At 42.7% G+C, this 15356-nt stretch carries 10 protein-coding genes; 3 read left to right on the top strand and 7 right to left on the bottom strand.

From position 1 onward, the window contains the following. Positions 1-924 precede the first annotated feature (924 nt). On the top strand, positions 925-2367 hold the full coding sequence (locus tag V7K98_RS00930; RefSeq protein WP_335018680.1) for a cytochrome ubiquinol oxidase subunit I: 1443 nt from the start codon (positions 925-927) through the stop codon (positions 2365-2367). A gap of 113 nt (positions 2368-2480) precedes the next feature. Beyond that, positions 2481-3494: a cytochrome d ubiquinol oxidase subunit II gene (gene cydB / locus V7K98_RS00925; RefSeq protein ID WP_335018678.1), complete on the top strand. Its 1014-nt coding sequence runs from the start codon at positions 2481-2483 to the stop codon at positions 3492-3494. Positions 3495-3978: 484 nt separating this feature from the next. Here cydB and V7K98_RS00920 read toward each other — a convergent pair whose 3' ends face one another. The 5 genes from V7K98_RS00920 to V7K98_RS00900 form a co-directional block, all read right to left on the bottom strand. Beyond that, on the bottom strand, positions 3979-5139 hold the full coding sequence (locus V7K98_RS00920; RefSeq protein WP_335018676.1) for a PepSY-associated TM helix domain-containing protein: 1161 nt from the start codon (positions 5137-5139) through the stop codon (positions 3979-3981). A gap of 109 nt (positions 5140-5248) precedes the next feature. After that, complete coding sequence (locus V7K98_RS00915) at positions 5249-7858, bottom strand: TonB-dependent siderophore receptor (RefSeq protein ID WP_335018674.1); 2610 nt, start codon at positions 7856-7858, stop codon at positions 5249-5251. Between the two features lie 150 nt (positions 7859-8008). Beyond that, on the bottom strand, positions 8009-9007 hold the full coding sequence (locus V7K98_RS00910; protein WP_335018672.1) for a helix-turn-helix transcriptional regulator: 999 nt from the start codon (positions 9005-9007) through the stop codon (positions 8009-8011). 34 nt (positions 9008-9041) lie between these two features. Beyond that, positions 9042-9806, bottom strand: coding sequence for an ABC transporter ATP-binding protein (locus tag V7K98_RS00905; RefSeq protein WP_335018670.1), 765 nt, complete (start codon positions 9804-9806; stop codon positions 9042-9044). Beyond that, positions 9803-10888, bottom strand: a complete 1086-nt coding sequence (locus tag V7K98_RS00900) for a FecCD family ABC transporter permease (RefSeq protein ID WP_335018668.1) — start codon at positions 10886-10888, stop codon at positions 9803-9805. Before V7K98_RS00900 ends, V7K98_RS00905 begins: the two co-directional genes overlap by 4 nt. 21 nt (positions 10889-10909) lie before the next feature. Here V7K98_RS00900 and V7K98_RS00895 point away from each other — a divergent pair, with 21 nt between their 5' ends. Further along, entirely contained in the window at positions 10910-11479 is a 570-nt protein-coding gene (locus V7K98_RS00895) for a Uma2 family endonuclease (protein ID WP_335018666.1), read from the top strand. Positions 11480-11607: 128 nt separating this feature from the next. Here V7K98_RS00895 and V7K98_RS00890 read toward each other — a convergent pair whose 3' ends face one another. Beyond that, on the bottom strand, positions 11608-12603 hold the full coding sequence (locus tag V7K98_RS00890; protein ID WP_335018664.1) for an ABC transporter substrate-binding protein: 996 nt from the start codon (positions 12601-12603) through the stop codon (positions 11608-11610). A gap of 12 nt (positions 12604-12615) precedes the next feature. Continuing rightward, positions 12616-15201, bottom strand: a complete 2586-nt coding sequence (locus tag V7K98_RS00885) for a TonB-dependent siderophore receptor (RefSeq protein ID WP_335018662.1) — start codon at positions 15199-15201, stop codon at positions 12616-12618. Positions 15202-15356 lie beyond the last annotated feature (155 nt).

Raw genomic sequence — 15356 nt, 5'->3', positions numbered from 1 at the left:
TACGCAAAACTAGACGTGGTAGGGGCAATTCATGAATTGCCCTTACCTGAAACTCAAGGTTTGGATTACTTTTTACGTAAGTCCTGAAAATAACAAAATAGTCGATTCATAAATAGAGGTTGTCTACTTTCCAGGTATTAGATAATCCTAGAACTTGCTACGATTATAAATAAAATAAATTCCTAAGATTTCAACAATATAGGTTAGCTTCTCTCTAGATAAACCACTATATATTAATACAAAAAAACTCATTAATTGAGTTTTTCTTTCCGATGATCTTTTCGTGATTTCTAGTCATTAATCTAAAACTGTTGAGAATCAGACTGTGAGAAAACCTATAGGAATCCGGTTTGATTTCTGAAAATATACGTAGGATGTGTTAGACAGCCTAACGCATCAAGCAGTGATAATAGTGCGTTACGAACTTCGTTTGAACACACATAAAAGTGACATCATATCGAAATCAGTAAGGTGATAATAGTGCGTTACGAACTTCGTTCTAACACACTCTACAATACCTAATTTTGTTCAAAAATCAAATAGTAAGCTGAAAATACTTTAATTTGCATCCTCAAAAAAATAAATCTTTTGTGGGGTGGGCATCTTGCCCGCCCTATTTGTGCAAATTAAATGCACGACAGCTTAATCCCATACACTATTTAGTGGTTTGAAAACTGACCGTTAAAAGTCAGGCAGCCGTTTCAAAGACTTTGTACAAAGCGTAACCTCAAGGTTAGACAGGCTGTCATTCTTTTGTCTGAAATTTTATCAACCTAAAAAATCTAGAAAGAAGTTAAAGAATATCCAGATAAATCATTATCAAATACATTATTTTAAGAATATATTTTTTAAGTTGAGCTAAGTACAATAGATTTGCACAGGATATATACAAGTAAAGATTTAAAGGAATTCAGAGGTTAGTTCATGGATTTTCTATCGGATACTGTTGCCCTATCGCGGATGCAGTTTGCACTGACGGCAATCTTTCACATGCTATGGCCTGTTCTCACCACTGGGATGGGCATTTATCTGGTCATAGTGGAGGGAATGTGGCTAAAAACACGCAATCCCGATTACTACCATCATGCTCGTTTCTGGGCAAAGCTATATGTGTTGAACTTCGGCATTGGTGTAGCATCCGGTTTGCCAATGGAGTTTCAATTTGGTACGAACTGGGCACCATTTTCTGAAGCTGTAGGCGACTTTTTTGGCAGTATATTAGGCTTTGAGGCTTCGATGGCATTCATGCTAGAAGCCGGATTTCTGGGTATTATGCTGTTTGGCTGGGAGCGAGTCAACCCAGTGATTCACTATTTCGCCACGATTATGGTTGCCTTTGGCGCAAACCTATCTACCTTCTGGATTTTGGCGGCAAACTCTTGGTTGCAAACACCAGCAGGTGGGAAAATGGTGAATGGGAAGTTTGTTGTAGATGATTACTTTCAGGCAATCTTAAATCCCTTCATGCTCAACAGCGTTTCCCACATGTTTTTGGCGACGCTGGAAACGTCTCTGTTTGTGATTGGGGGAATTAGCGCCTGGTATATTCTCAACCACCGTCATGAGGCTTTCTTTGCCCGATCGCTGAAAATTGTCTTGGCAACTGCGATCGCTGTCACCCCATTACAAATCTACGTCGGACACCTCAGCGCCGAGCAGGTAGCCGATTATCAGCCTACCAAACTCGCGGCAATGGAGGCCAAGTGGGAAACTAGTCCAGCCGGACAGCCCGCGCCCTGGAGTGTGGTGGCATTGCCCAATAATCAGACCCAGCAAAACGACTGGGAAATCTCAATTCCCAACGGCTTAGGCTACATTTTAGAATTCAAAAAAAATCTGTCTAAACCCGTTCTCGGACTGAAACATTGGAAGCCTGAAGATCGCCCCCGGATGGTGGGTTTGATTTATTACGCCTTCCGCATCATGAGTGGTATCGGCTTCTTCTTGGCTGGGTTGATGAGTATTAGTGTGATTCAGTGGTTGCGGGGTAAACTCTCAGCAGAGGCGATCGCCGGGCAGAAATGGCTACTGCGAATCTGGATTTTAGCGGCTCCACTGGGCTACATTGCCGTGGAATCGGGCTGGATTGTGCGTTGCGTTGGGCGGCAACCTTGGGTGCTTTACGGGCAAATTCGCACCGCAGACGGAGTTTCCCACCTACCTGCTAGTGAGGTCTTAACATCTCTGGTGATTTTTGCTGTAATTTATACAGTCTTGTTTATTTGTGCCTTATTCTTTGGTAGTCGAATCATTCGCCAAGGCCCCAATCTGGAGCTTCCAGTTCCAGGTATTGATACTCAACCATCTGTAGAAACTGCTCCGGCTGAATTTCTTCCAGATCAACGTCCTGTTGAAGCAGAGCAATGAGGAGTGCTGAGTTTCGTTAGCAGTAGCGGGGCTTTAGCTAGTACTTTTTCTTCACGCAGAACTCAACACTCAATACTCAGCACTCAACACTCAGCACTCACTAAGGTAACTGTATGGAGAATCTAGAACACTTTTTAGCGCAAGTTTGGTTTGTCATCCTAGCTCTGTTTTTATTTCTCTACGTCATGTTAGACGGGTTTGATCTAGGTGTAGGTATCCTGTCGCTAACCAGTTCCAATGACGACCGACGCGACATCTTAATGACGAGTTTGGGTAATATTTGGGACGCAAATGAAACTTGGTTGGTGTTGATGGGAGGTGCGTTGTTTGGAGCATTTCCTCTCGCTTATGGCACCATTCTGAATGCCCTCTACATTCCCATTTTTGGGATGATCTTTGGCTTGATTTTTCGGGCTGTGGCCTTTGAGTTTCGAGAACATTCTACAAACAAAGTTTTTTGGAATGTGGCGTTTGGAGTTGGTAGCTTTATGGCGGCGCTGTTTCAAGGATTTGCCTTGGGCAGCATTTTGGAAGGCATTACGGTAGATGAGTCCGGTCACTTTACCGGTAATATGTGGGACTGGCTCGATTGGCGATCGCTCTTAGTCGCCTTGACATTGATCCAGGGTTATGTGTTGATTGGCTCCACCTATCTCATCTTAAAAACTGAGGGAGAACTGCAAACGTCCCATTACCGCACAGCAAAACTAGCTGCCTGGACAACGCTTTTAGGTGCAATCTTAATCACAATTGCCACCCCTATTGTGTATGAAAATGCCAGGACAAAGTTATTTCACCAGCCAGAAGTGTACCTATTTTCAGTCATTCCAGTGCTAGGTGTGCTGCTGATTGGGCTATTGATTAAAAGCCTGAACCGTAAAGAAGAAACTACTCCCCTCGTTTGGACAGTGCTGCTTTTCCTACTTACCTTTGTGGGGTTAGGATTAGTTGTTTTTCCCTATATCATTCCCCCAGGAATCACCATTTATCAGGCAGCAGCAGCACCTAGTGCATTAGTCTTCATGATTATTTTCATTGGATTTCTGATTCCAATTATGTTGTTCTACAACATCTACAATTACATTGTCTTTCGAGGGAAAGTGGCAAGCACACATTATGGGGAATAGGTGATACGAATTTGAGAAATGATTGTTGATTTTTGTCCAAAGTCCAGTATCAAGCGTTTGGGGTGAAAAATTTATTGATGCATTAAAAAGTAAAAAGATAATCCCCATAAATAAATTTAGGGGAAATAATTGCGGACGTATTGTTTCACAGATGTTGCGTCACACAAGTCGCTTATATGTCAGGTCTAAAGACTCTGAGTTTTACGCTTATCGGTATTGTTTATAAAACTACGTTCTAAGCTGTCGTGCATTTAATTTGCACAGCTAGGGCGGGCAAGATGCCCACCCCACAAGAGATTTATTTTTTTGAGGATGCAAATTAAAGTATTTTCAGCTTACCAAGCCATTCATTGGAAGTCGCCGGGAAACTCCATCCCCTTGTGGGTGGGGAGGGATAGCCGCCCGCCGACTTGGGGCATTGGGCATTAGTAACTCTTCCCCATGCCCCATGCCCAATGCCCAATGCCCTTATGAGTAGAGTTTTTCATTCCCACCTGCCAAGACGAATTTTTAATTTTGAATTGACGGCGGTACTAGTTTTAGCTTCGGAACGATTCCGCCACATGATAAAGCCAGTTATGAATAAAACTAATGGTGTAAATCCTACAAATACGTAGAGAATTCGGGTAGATAAACCACCAAAAGTTCCGTAGTGTAAGGGTTCAAAAGAGTTGAGGATGCGATCGCCTAAAGACGACTTCAACGCATTATTAAACCGCAAAACGTTACCACTATATTGGTCGAGATAGACATTACTATTGCCATAGTCCACCTTTTCCTGGGGCAGCTTAAAGCGAAACCTGAGAGCATTTTCCGGCTTTGCAGGGAAATCAATGCTCCGCAGCGATGCATCGGGTAACATTGCCTGAGCCGTTTTCATTTGCTTTAATAGTTTTAACGGAGCCACACCCGGAATCGGTTTAGAAACAGGATCGGTAATCTGCTCTGAGCTAAACGTCGCGGTATAGATGAGCGGTGTAGTGAACTCGCCGAGATTCCAGCAGAAGCCTGTGAAAAATGTCAAGACGAGAAAGACTGCGGCGACAAACCCTGCCACTTTGTGAATGTCAAAGTTCACCCGCATAGGGTGAGCATTCCACTTAATTTTGAAGCCTGCGGTCAAGTTTCGCCAACCAGGCCAGAGGATAATGCCCGTAATACTGAGAACGCACCCAAGTAAGCCAACGATACCAACAATTTTCAGCCCGATGTCACCAGCCAATAGGCTGAAATGCAGTTCATAAGCGATTTTGACAAAGCTTTGTATAGCATTGGTTTCTAGATTGTTGCCAAGAATTGCTCCCGTGTAGGGATGGACGTAATTTTCGATCCAGTCGTTTTTTTTGGTTGCATACACAACATTGAATGGCTCATCGGGTTTTGCTGGCAAATAAAGCCTTTGGAGCAAGGCATCCGGTTGATTAGCATAAGCAGATTTCACTGTATTGAGAATTCTCTCAATCGGTAACGGCTCACCTTGAGGAGCGATCGCTCCAATCTGTTGATGTCGTTGAACGCTGATAATTTCATTCTGAAACACTAGCAGACTTCCTGTTAAACCAACCATAATTGCAATCAGTCCCACCGCTAAACCAATGTAGCGGTGTAGAGTAAATACGAAGTTACGTAGTTTTTTATAACTCAAGGTAAATGCTCCTTTCCACGATGTCAGGCTTGATTTTTACCCCCCTCAATCCCCCCGATGTATTGGGGGGAAGAAGAATCTTGTCCCCTCCCCAATACATACGGTGGGGTCAAAACTCCACAGAAACGGTTCCCTGTAAAGTAAATGGTGCTTGGGGGAAGGTGAGGTAGTCGTTTGATTCGTAATATTTGATATTGAAGATGTTCTTAAAGTTGAGCGCAGCCCGCCAATTATCACGTTTATAAGAGATAGAAGCGTCGGTTCTGACATAAGAGGGAAGGATTAATGGATCGTCGATGTTGGCAGTGCGATCGCCCACAAAAAACATCCCTGCCCCAATTCCCAATCCTCTCAAGTCACCTTTTTGAAATTGATATGTTGTCCATAAACTTGCCCCATGAGTTGGTGCATTTGTCAAGCGGCGACCTTCGGGCAGATTATTATCTTTGCTCACAAAGGCATCATTCAAGTAACCCGAAGCAATAACTCTCCAGCCCGGTGAAATTTCCCCTGCAATATCTAGTTCGATCCCTCGGCTTTTCACTTCTCCTACTGCGATGGAGTATTGCGGATCATTGGGATCTGTAGTTGGAATGTTGGTTTTGTTTATGTCATAGGCTGCGAGGGTGGCTGAGAGTCGTTTATCAAAAAGTTCAGTTTTAATGCCTACTTCAAACTGAGTCCCGCGTGAAGGCTCTAGCGGTTGTCCACTGGCAGTTCTAGAATTATTGGGAACAAAGGAACTACTGTAGCTGGCATAGAGCGAAATCGGTTCAATTGGCTGATAGACAATACCAACGCGGGGTGAAAAAGCACTATCATAAAATTCAGTTCGTTCTGGTTGACTGTTGATACTGGTGTCACCAATAGACTTGCTGTCATACGAAACAAAATCATATCTGCCGCCAACCAGTAATTTGAGATTCGTCAGCAATGTCACCTGATCTTGCAGGTAGATGCCGACGTTGTTGGTGGTTTGCTCAAAGAAACTATTTGAATCTGGTATGCGGGGAGAGCCATAGACCGGATTGAAAATATCGAGGGAACCCGCATAAGTGCCACCGAAGCCCCGATCAGGTGCATACCTTTTGCGCCATTCCAACCCTAACAGCAGTTGATGGGCGATCGCACCTGTGTTGAATTCACCAATCAAATCTGTTTGCAGGGCATAGTTATCGTATTCACTCAAACCGCCAAAGTACGATCTATCTGTCAGAGTCCGACCGTCTGCGGCAATATCTCCGAGTTGAGTCACAAGACTGTTGTACTTCTCATGCAAGTAGAGAAATCCGCTTCTCAGGCGTAGATGCTGATTAAATCGGTGGTTTAGGGTTAAATTAAAGCGGTGTTCCTCATTATTTTGAAAATCATCAGGTTCGCCTAAATTCCGGTTTATGGGCAGATTCAGGAAAGCAGATTGAGGTTGCAAGCCGCGATCAAACCCTAGTTTTGCGTTTAGATATTCATAAGCGAAGGTGATGTCGGTTGAGTCGCTAATCTGATAGGTGACAACCGGAGCGACAAAAACAATATCATTGTCAGTGAAATCTCGGTAACTACCGGAGTTTTCATAAGAAACATTCAAACGGTACAGCAATCGTTTGTCATTGGTAAGAGGCCCGGTTAAATCGATCGCACTTTTGTAGAAGTCGTAGCTTCCAGCAGTGAAATCCACTGCATAGTAAGGAGTACCCAAGGGTTTCTTGGTGACATAATTCACGATTCCACCTGGTTCCGACGCTCCGTATAGCACCGAAGCAGGCCCTTTTAGCACCTCTACTTGTTCAATATTGCCGCCATCGATGAAGAAAGGCTGACTGGCAAATCCATCTCTCAAGAAACCACTAGAGAAGCCACGAACCCGAACATCTCCGATGAGGTTGCCGTAACCCGATGCGATCGTTGTGCCTGAAACGTTGCGAGTTGCATCGGTAATTCGCGTGATTCCCTGATCCTTGATCACCTGCTGAGGAATCACCTGAATCGACTGGGGAATATCACGTAAAGGTGTATCAGTCCTGGTTGCAGTACTTGTTTCTGGTACAGTGTATCCATCTTGTTCACCCGTCACTACAAGCTCAATCGGCTCATCCTGTTGTGCTGCTGGTTTTTCCGGCTGATTCTGTTCTGTGGGCTTCTCTGCGGTTGGTGATTGTGGTGTTACGGGTTGCTGTGCCGTAGATACAACTGGCGTTAGACCAAAAATCAAGCCTTCATCACTATCAAACAACTCAACTGTTGGTACACTAGTTTCCCCCGTCACACTTACCCGGATAGTCTGAGCGTCAAAGTTTGTTACCGTTATTTCAGCAATACCCGCCACTGGTTTTTCGGAGCGGAATGTAAAAGCGTCACCATTGGGTAAACGCAATTGAGCGTTAGGAATATCGGCAATAAAGTTATTGCTCGAACTCCGATTTACTACTTGCAAAGTCTGCCCTTTATCAGTCTGTACAATCACCTCCACACCTTTATCTGTGGGATTTACTTTGACTGAAGTCACTTTTACAAGTTCACCTCCCTGGTTTTGGGCTGGCGGTTTCTGTTGTTCTATCTGAGCTAACCACTCTTTGACTGTTCTGGCGAAATGGTTTGACTCTTGTACACGAGGAATTTCACTTACTTCCTTTGCCTGAGTTGGTTGTATAACCACAGCCATAAACAAACCAGTAATGAACAGCGATGTTTTCGACAGGCTACGCCTACGCCACAGTTTCATAACTCCACACACTCAATCGTACTTTGCACAACAGAACTAGCTATTTGAGAATTATTATTATCTAGTTCTATTTAGAGAATATAGGAATTTGAGCGATCGCATATACATGGAAACCGGATTTTTTTTATCGGAATCGGGATTTAGGCTCTGCTACAAGCCTTTTTGCTGACGATATTCTCTAGGAGTCATCCCGAATTGTCGCTTAAACAGATAGCCAAAATGACTTATGCTTTCGTAGCCTACTTGAGAAGCAATTTCTGTAACCGTGAGATTAGTACCGATGAGTAGCTGTTGGGCTTGCTCTAGCCGGAGAGATTGCACATATCCCAACACCGTAGTGCCAAACACTTCTCGAAATCCCCGCTTGAGCTTAAAGTCATTGAGTCCGATTTCTTTGGCTAGATTTAGTAGAGAAGGTGGATGTGGCATCCTTTGATTTAAAATGGTTTTGGCATGATGTAAACGTTCAATTTCATCACGACGAAAATGTAGCGATCGCTGCAATACTTGATGATCTTCCCCCCACTGGGCAATCTGAAGTGTCAGTAATTCTAATACTTTTGCTTCTAAATACATTTGTCTGAGTGTTTCTCGAAAGGGACACTGCAAGATTTGTGTGAGTGCTAACTGCATTGGAGGTGTGATTGCTCCTAACGGCTGATGGAATCGCTGTTTAATAGGATTTTCTATCAACTGTTGGAGCAAAACAGGCAACTCTTCAAAACTTCCCTGAAAACTAGAAAGTAAATCGGGATACCAATATATTTTGATATTTTGAGTGTGCAGGTTCGCGGGATGATGCTCAAACTCCCGAATATCAGGCAAGAAAAATAAGTAGTTTTCACCTGCTATTTCGACATAATCATCACTAACTCCGGGTACATTTGGTGTAACAGTTCTTGTCCCACCAGACAGAAAAAATTTAGATGTCAGAAAAGGCGAATCATCGTGTTTCTCCTCAGAAATCACTGGTTGAGAATACTCATTATTAGAGATTACTAGCTCAAGATTATTGCGAAGAAAAGTCCAGCGAAAACTGCTTTGACCAAAGCAAGTAGACGATTCTGCTTTCCCTTCATAGTCATTGAAAAACTGCACGTCCTCGGAAAATTCACCAGAGTCTTCTGTTTCAGTTAGACGAATAGTCATGATTGTATTTGTGCTAAATTATTGATAATTATTATCAATTTAAGAAGAAGCTGATATGTAACTTACCATTACTTAGGTCGATTTCCACTTTTGACCCCACACCGAAGACCTCACGGATTAAAGTAGGTTGTAGTAAATCTTGGGGTGTTCCTACTGCTACGATTGTGCCGTTATTGACAACATAAATGCGATCGCAATAACTAGCAGCCAAATTCAAATCGTGCAAAGCAGCAATAGTAGTTACGCCTAACCCCTTCACCAGTTCCAAAAGTTCCAACTGGTAGCGAATATCAAGGTGATTAGTCGGCTCATCAAGAACCAAAAAACTCGCCTGTTGTGCTAATGCTCGTGCTACCAATACCCGTTGCTTCTCACCCCCAGAAAGGGAGAGAAAAGAACGCTCACGGAATTCTAGCATCCCCACCCGCGTCAGTGCTTCCATCACAATATCGCGGTCTTTAGCAGTCTCGTAATCAAACATTCCTTGGTGCGGTATCCTACCCATCCACACCATTTCCTCAACCGTGAAATCAAACTCGGTTGGCATCTCCTGCAAAACAACCGCAGTCTGTTTCGCCATCTCGCGGGTACTCAACCGCCAAATATCCTTACTATTGAGGGTAATTCTTCCCGCATCTGGCTTCATGACACGGTAGATACACCGTAACAAACTAGACTTCCCACTCCCATTGGGGCCAATCAGCCCAACAAATTCACCCGATGCTACCTCAAGATTAATGTCACGCAGAATCTGCGTCCCCTCGATGTTACAATACAACCCTTCAACTACAAGCTTCATCGCCTACTCCCTCCCAAGGCATTTGGAAAACCCTGCATCAGCCAAATGAAGAAAGGAGTGCCGAAAAGTGCTGTGATAATGCCAATAGGTACTTCCTCTGGGGCGATGATGATGCGTGCCAAAACATCTGCCCAAATCAGGAAAATTCCACCTAGCAGTAGACTTACAGGTAGCACGCGGTCATGGTCTGAGCCAACAAGGAACCGGACGCTGTGAGGAATCATCAGCCCAACGAAACCAATGACACCACTAACAGCAACTATGACACCTGTTAATAGTGAGGTAACAAAGAATAATTGCTTGCGGAAACTGTCAGTGTCTATTCCGAGAGTGCGTGCTGTTTCTTCACCGACTAAGAGTGCATTTAGCGATCGCGTCTGGAGTAACAAGTAGGAACACCCCACTAACAAAGCTAGCACTGGCAAAATTAAGTCTGCCCACTTCGTTCCTGAAAGTCCCCCCAATAACCAAAATAAAACTCCTTGTGTAGCTTCGCCACTTCCGGCTTTGAGAGCCAAAAAACTTGTTATCGCCTCAAACATATACGATACTGCCACACCAATTAGAATTAAGCGTGTGGGAAAGAGTCTTCCTTGTCGTCGTGCTAAGAAGAAAACAATAACAAATGCTAACAGCGCACCAAGGAAAGCCCCAACTGACAACGCATACACACCAAAAAATGAGAACAGACCAAACAGAATGACTAAAACAGCGCCTACCGATGCACCGGAGGAAATACCAAAAATAAAGGGGTCAGCGAGGGGATTTCGTACCAATGCTTGCATAGTCACACCAACCACTGATAGCCCAGCACCCACAAAAAAAGCCAACAGCACACGCGGAAAACGGATTAGCCAGACAATTTGAATTTGTGCTTGAGTCCAGTCTCCTGTAACATTTGGAAACACTTGAGATAAAGCTATCTGCCATACCCTTAAAGGGGAAATAGGTACAGGCCCAATCATCACGGCAAGCGTAATTGAGACAATAAGTATAATGAGCAATCCCACAAATAATAGATTGTAGCTTGCTTGTTTGGTTAGTTGGCGGCGGGGTCGTTTAATATTTGTTTGTGCAGCCATTACCTTAAAGAGTTCTGAATAATGTTACAAGTCCCAAATAAAATATTCACCTTAGAAGAGTTTCTTGCACTACCAGAAACTCAGCCAAGTTTAGAGTATATCGACGGTCAAATCATTCAAAAACCGATGCCTCAAGGAAAACATAGCACTATTCAAGGAGAACTCTGTCCTACAATCAATTCTATTGTCAAAGTGCAAAAAATTGGTTGGGCTTTTCCAGAATTACGTTGTACTTTTGGAGGACGTTCTATAGTTCCTGATGTCGCTGTATTCTCTTGGGCAAGGCTTCCTGTAGACGAGAATGGTGATATTGCCAATACATTTGCAGCAGCACCCGACTGGATCATTGAAATTCTTTCTCCAGAACAAAGCCATACAAAAGTTACAAAAAAAATCCTACACGCTCTGAATCACGGGACTCAAATGGGCTGGTTAATTGACCCTGATGAGCGATTCATTGCTGCTTATCCTGCGGGACGACAACCTTTAGCTTTTGAGGAAATTGAAGCTGTCTTACCAGTGCCAGAATTCTGCCAAGGGTTACAGTTGACTGTAGGTGATATTTTTGGCTGGTTAAAGGTATTGAATTGAGAAAAATAATTTTGTTTGATACATAACTGTCTCAATCTGCTAGTAGTGTCGTAAAAGTTAGCAGTAGCTGATGACGACGAACTTAAGCCTGTTTTACTCCTGAATTCTGATTCCTGAATTCTGATGTATTACTTAAACCTTTCTGGATAAAAGGCTTGGGCAAGTGTCCTAACTCCCTTAGCAATTCTGACTCCTGACGTGGTGTAACTGTAATCAATAACGACAAATTTATCCTTCTGGACTGCGGCAATTTTTGCGTAGGCTGGGTTACTTTGAAAAAGCTGTCGCTGCATCTTAGCAGGCGACCAACTAGCTTCACTGAGAATAATTACCTCTGGATTACGGTTAATTACATCTTCCCAATTAACGGTAATATAAGTGCCATTAGCTTTTTGCTGAAATATATTTCGACCACCAGCCCACTGTAAAATCAGATTCGGCAGACTATCAACGCTAATCGTGTAAGGTGGACTTTCACTCGCATACCAAAAGACACGCTTAGGAGGATTCACCTTGCCCAGTCTCTTTTGTGTATCTTCTAGTTGTTGTTGTATTGAAGCAATTAATTTAACAGCGCGATCGCTAACTCCAAATATCTTACCAATATCCCGAATTTCACTATAAATATTTTCTAGCAATTCCCTTTTTCGCGGACAAACTTCAATAGCTCCTTCTGCTAAATACGAGTTAATTTTCAAACTCAGTAAGTCTTTGCGCCCACTAACTGCATCCTTACCAAAAGCCCCCGGAAATGATCCATAAACGAAATCTGGTTCAGCACCCAGCAAGACTTCTTGCGAGGGATACTTCTGGGCAATAACAGGGACTTGGGCGTAGGACTTTTGGTATTCTGGCAGAATGCGATCGTCTAGATAAGCTGTACCAACCATGTGCGCTTCTAAGCCTAATGCCAACATTATCTCAGTCGCTGGTTGGTTTAGGGTAACAACCCGCTTTGGTGGTTGCTTATAGGTAATAGCAATACCACAATTTTCAATTGTAATTGGATTAAAGTTAGAAACTGCAAGTTGTTTGCTGTTAGTATTTTTTACCTGCATCTGACAAGCTACAAGCACCAACAACAGACAAGTTACCAGGATATTTATATAGCGGTGTCGTCTCATTAACAAGTTTCCTCAAAAGTCAAACGACACCGTTCCCTGAACCGTAAACGGTGCTGAAGGATAGATAAAGAAACCATCTAAAGTGTAATATTTAACATTGGAAATATTTTTGAAGTTCAGCCCAATCTTGTAATTATCACGGCGATAAAAAATAGCAGCATCGGCTCTGACGTAAGAAGGTAGTGTCAGAGTGCTTGGCAATCTAGTCTCCTGTTCTCCCACAAAAGCTAGCCCTAGTCCGAACCCTAGCCCCTGTAAATTACCACTTTGAAATTGATATGTTGTCCACAAGCTAGCACTATTTTCGGGTACACCATACAATCTGCTACCAACAGGAATATCCTGGTCTTTTGTGACTACAGCATCCGTATAAGCGTAGTTAGCAATGATATTCCAACCTGGTAAAATTTGTCCTGTAATATCTAATTCCACACCTCGGCTTCTTTGTTCACCTGTAGCAATACTAAAATTGGGATCAACAGGATCTGGAGTCAATACATTTTGTCGAGTAATTTGGTAAAATGCCAAAGTTGCTGCAAGACGGTCTTTTATTAAATCTTGCTTAATTCCAACTTCAAATTGTTCGCCAATTTCTGGTTGAAATTGCTCGTCTGTCCGACTTCTTGCAGAGTAGTTAGGAGCAAAAGAGTTTGACCAACTGAAGTAAAGTGAAGTAGTTTGACTAGGCTGGTAAACAATCCCAACTCGCGGAGAAAATTGCGAATTCGATTGTTCATTAATCGTCGTATTTGTCACGCGATTTTTTCTGAATAATTCATTAGCATCAAAGCGACCACCAGCCAAAATTTTCAGATTAGGTAGAACTTCTATGAAATCCTGAACGTAAATTCCGATGTTGTCTGAGCCATATTCTCTACCAGAAGTTGGCGAGGATGGGATCACAAAATTTGTACGGTACTGGGGGTTGAAAATATCAATTGAAGTTACATCACCGTCTGTAAAATCATATTGAAATTTGTATCTAGATACTTCTACTCCAAATAAAAGATTATGGCGAATCGATCCAGTATTGAATTTACCATAAATTTCGTTTTGCAGCGTCAGATTATTGTTAGCTTCATCTGATTTTGTCAGACCTCTATCTCCTGTTCTGCGGTCGTCTTCTAAGGCGAATAAAAATGTTGATTTTGTATGTAAATCAGCCTGAACTATGTTAAATCCCTGGCGGAATTTCCAATTATCACTAAATTCATGTTCAAAATTATAAGTAAATGAAGTTGAACGAGTATTACTTTCACTAAAATTAGGTTCTCCCAAAAATCTATTTCTGGGCAGGGTTAAAAATTCTGGTTCGGGAAGGAATCCGTAATTAAAGTTAAAATTGTAGTTCTGGTATTCAAATTCTAGACCGAGTTTGGTGCGTGGGCCAATTTTCCAGGTTAGTGCAGGCGCAATAAAGAAACTATCATTTCTACTAAAATCGCGGAAACTATCAGCATTTTCATAAGCGATATTGAGACGATAAAGAAGTGATTTATCTTCTGTGAGTGGCCCAGTCAAGTCAATTGTAGGGCGAACCAAGTTGTAACTTCCGTAGGTAACACTGGCATTATAGTAAGGTTCAGCTAGAGGCTTTTTTGTAACAGTATTGACAACACCACTAGGAATCCCTGAACTAGACTGACCGCCTCCATAAAGAACTGATGCTGGGCCTTTAAGAATCTCAAATTGCTCGACGTTAGCGATATCACGAGGTGTCACATAGCCGAAATCTTGAAACCCATTGCGTAAGTTACCAAAATTTGTGGTGAAACCACGAATCCGAAAACCTACTGAGGGTAAGGAACCATAACCTGGTTCCTGCTGGACACCTGCTACGTTATCAGCTAAATCGTTTAATCGGACTACACCTCTATCTTCAATTACTTGACGGGGGATTACTTGAATAGATAAAGGTAGGTCGCGTAGTGGTGCTTCTATTTTAGTACCAGTGGTGGCGGTGGGGACATTATACCCATCTCGCTGTCCCGTTACTGTCAGTTCAATTGGTTCTTGACTCTCAGATGATGGTTGAGTTGGTGATGATTCGCTACTAGGTTTGGACGTATCTGGTGTTTGTGGTTGTTGCGCTTGTGATATAGAGGATGTAATTGGCGTGGCGACAAAAATTAAACCTTGATTGGTGTCATCTAATTCGACTTTTGGTAAACCCGCCTCACCCGTCACAGTTACTCGGATACTATTTGCATCTATGTTAGTAACCGTTACTTCACTAATTCCTGCAACAGGCTTTTGTTGACGGAAAGAACTATCACCTGTTAACCGCAGTTGAGCTTTAGGAATATCTGCAATGAAGTTATTTCCCTCACTTTTGTTAGTGATTTGCAACTTATCAGATGCAGGAGTTTTTAAGATGATTTCCAAACCGCTAGGAGTTTGGTTCAGATGTACCTCTGTCACTGAAATAATTTCTGTTTGCTGCGCTAGCCATTCTTTTACAGTAGTGTGAGGACGCTGAATATCACTAAGTTTGAGAATATCTTTTATAACTATTTCATCTGCGTAGACGGGAGAACCAACTAAAACTGTTGCAGCAGATGTTAGCCACAAATAAACTGATAAATTATGTTGTTTCACCCTACTTCCTCACACCACTTGCAAAAGCTGTCGGGGAACCCAGACAACTTACGAATATTACTTGTGACAATAAATTCAACTGCTACCTATGTCAAAAGACAGAGTGTCAAACTATATTTTGTAGCTTTCCACATGACTTGCTTATCTTGGTTAAC

The organism is Nostoc sp. (assembly GCF_036917435.1).
Lineage (GTDB): Bacteria > Cyanobacteriota > Cyanobacteriia > Cyanobacteriales > Nostocaceae > Nostoc.
The sequence above is the reverse complement of the archived record's forward strand: the minus strand, read 5'-3'. Positions and strand labels throughout refer to the sequence as shown.

Coding starts and splice junctions, on each gene's coding strand:
- V7K98_RS00930 (WP_335018680.1), top strand. CDS start 925: ATGGATTTTCTATCGGATACTGTTGCCCTATCGCGGATGCAGTTTGCA.
- cydB (WP_335018678.1), top strand. CDS start 2,481: ATGGAGAATCTAGAACACTTTTTAGCGCAAGTTTGGTTTGTCATCCTA.
- V7K98_RS00915 (WP_335018674.1), bottom strand. CDS start 7,858: ATGAAACTGTGGCGTAGGCGTAGCCTGTCGAAAACATCGCTGTTCATT.
- V7K98_RS00910 (WP_335018672.1), bottom strand. CDS start 9,007: ATGACTATTCGTCTAACTGAAACAGAAGACTCTGGTGAATTTTCCGAG.
- V7K98_RS00905 (WP_335018670.1), bottom strand. CDS start 9,806: ATGAAGCTTGTAGTTGAAGGGTTGTATTGTAACATCGAGGGGACGCAG.
- V7K98_RS00900 (WP_335018668.1), bottom strand. CDS start 10,888: ATGGCTGCACAAACAAATATTAAACGACCCCGCCGCCAACTAACCAAA.
- V7K98_RS00895 (WP_335018666.1), top strand. CDS start 10,910: ATGTTACAAGTCCCAAATAAAATATTCACCTTAGAAGAGTTTCTTGCA.
- V7K98_RS00890 (WP_335018664.1), bottom strand. CDS start 12,603: ATGAGACGACACCGCTATATAAATATCCTGGTAACTTGTCTGTTGTTG.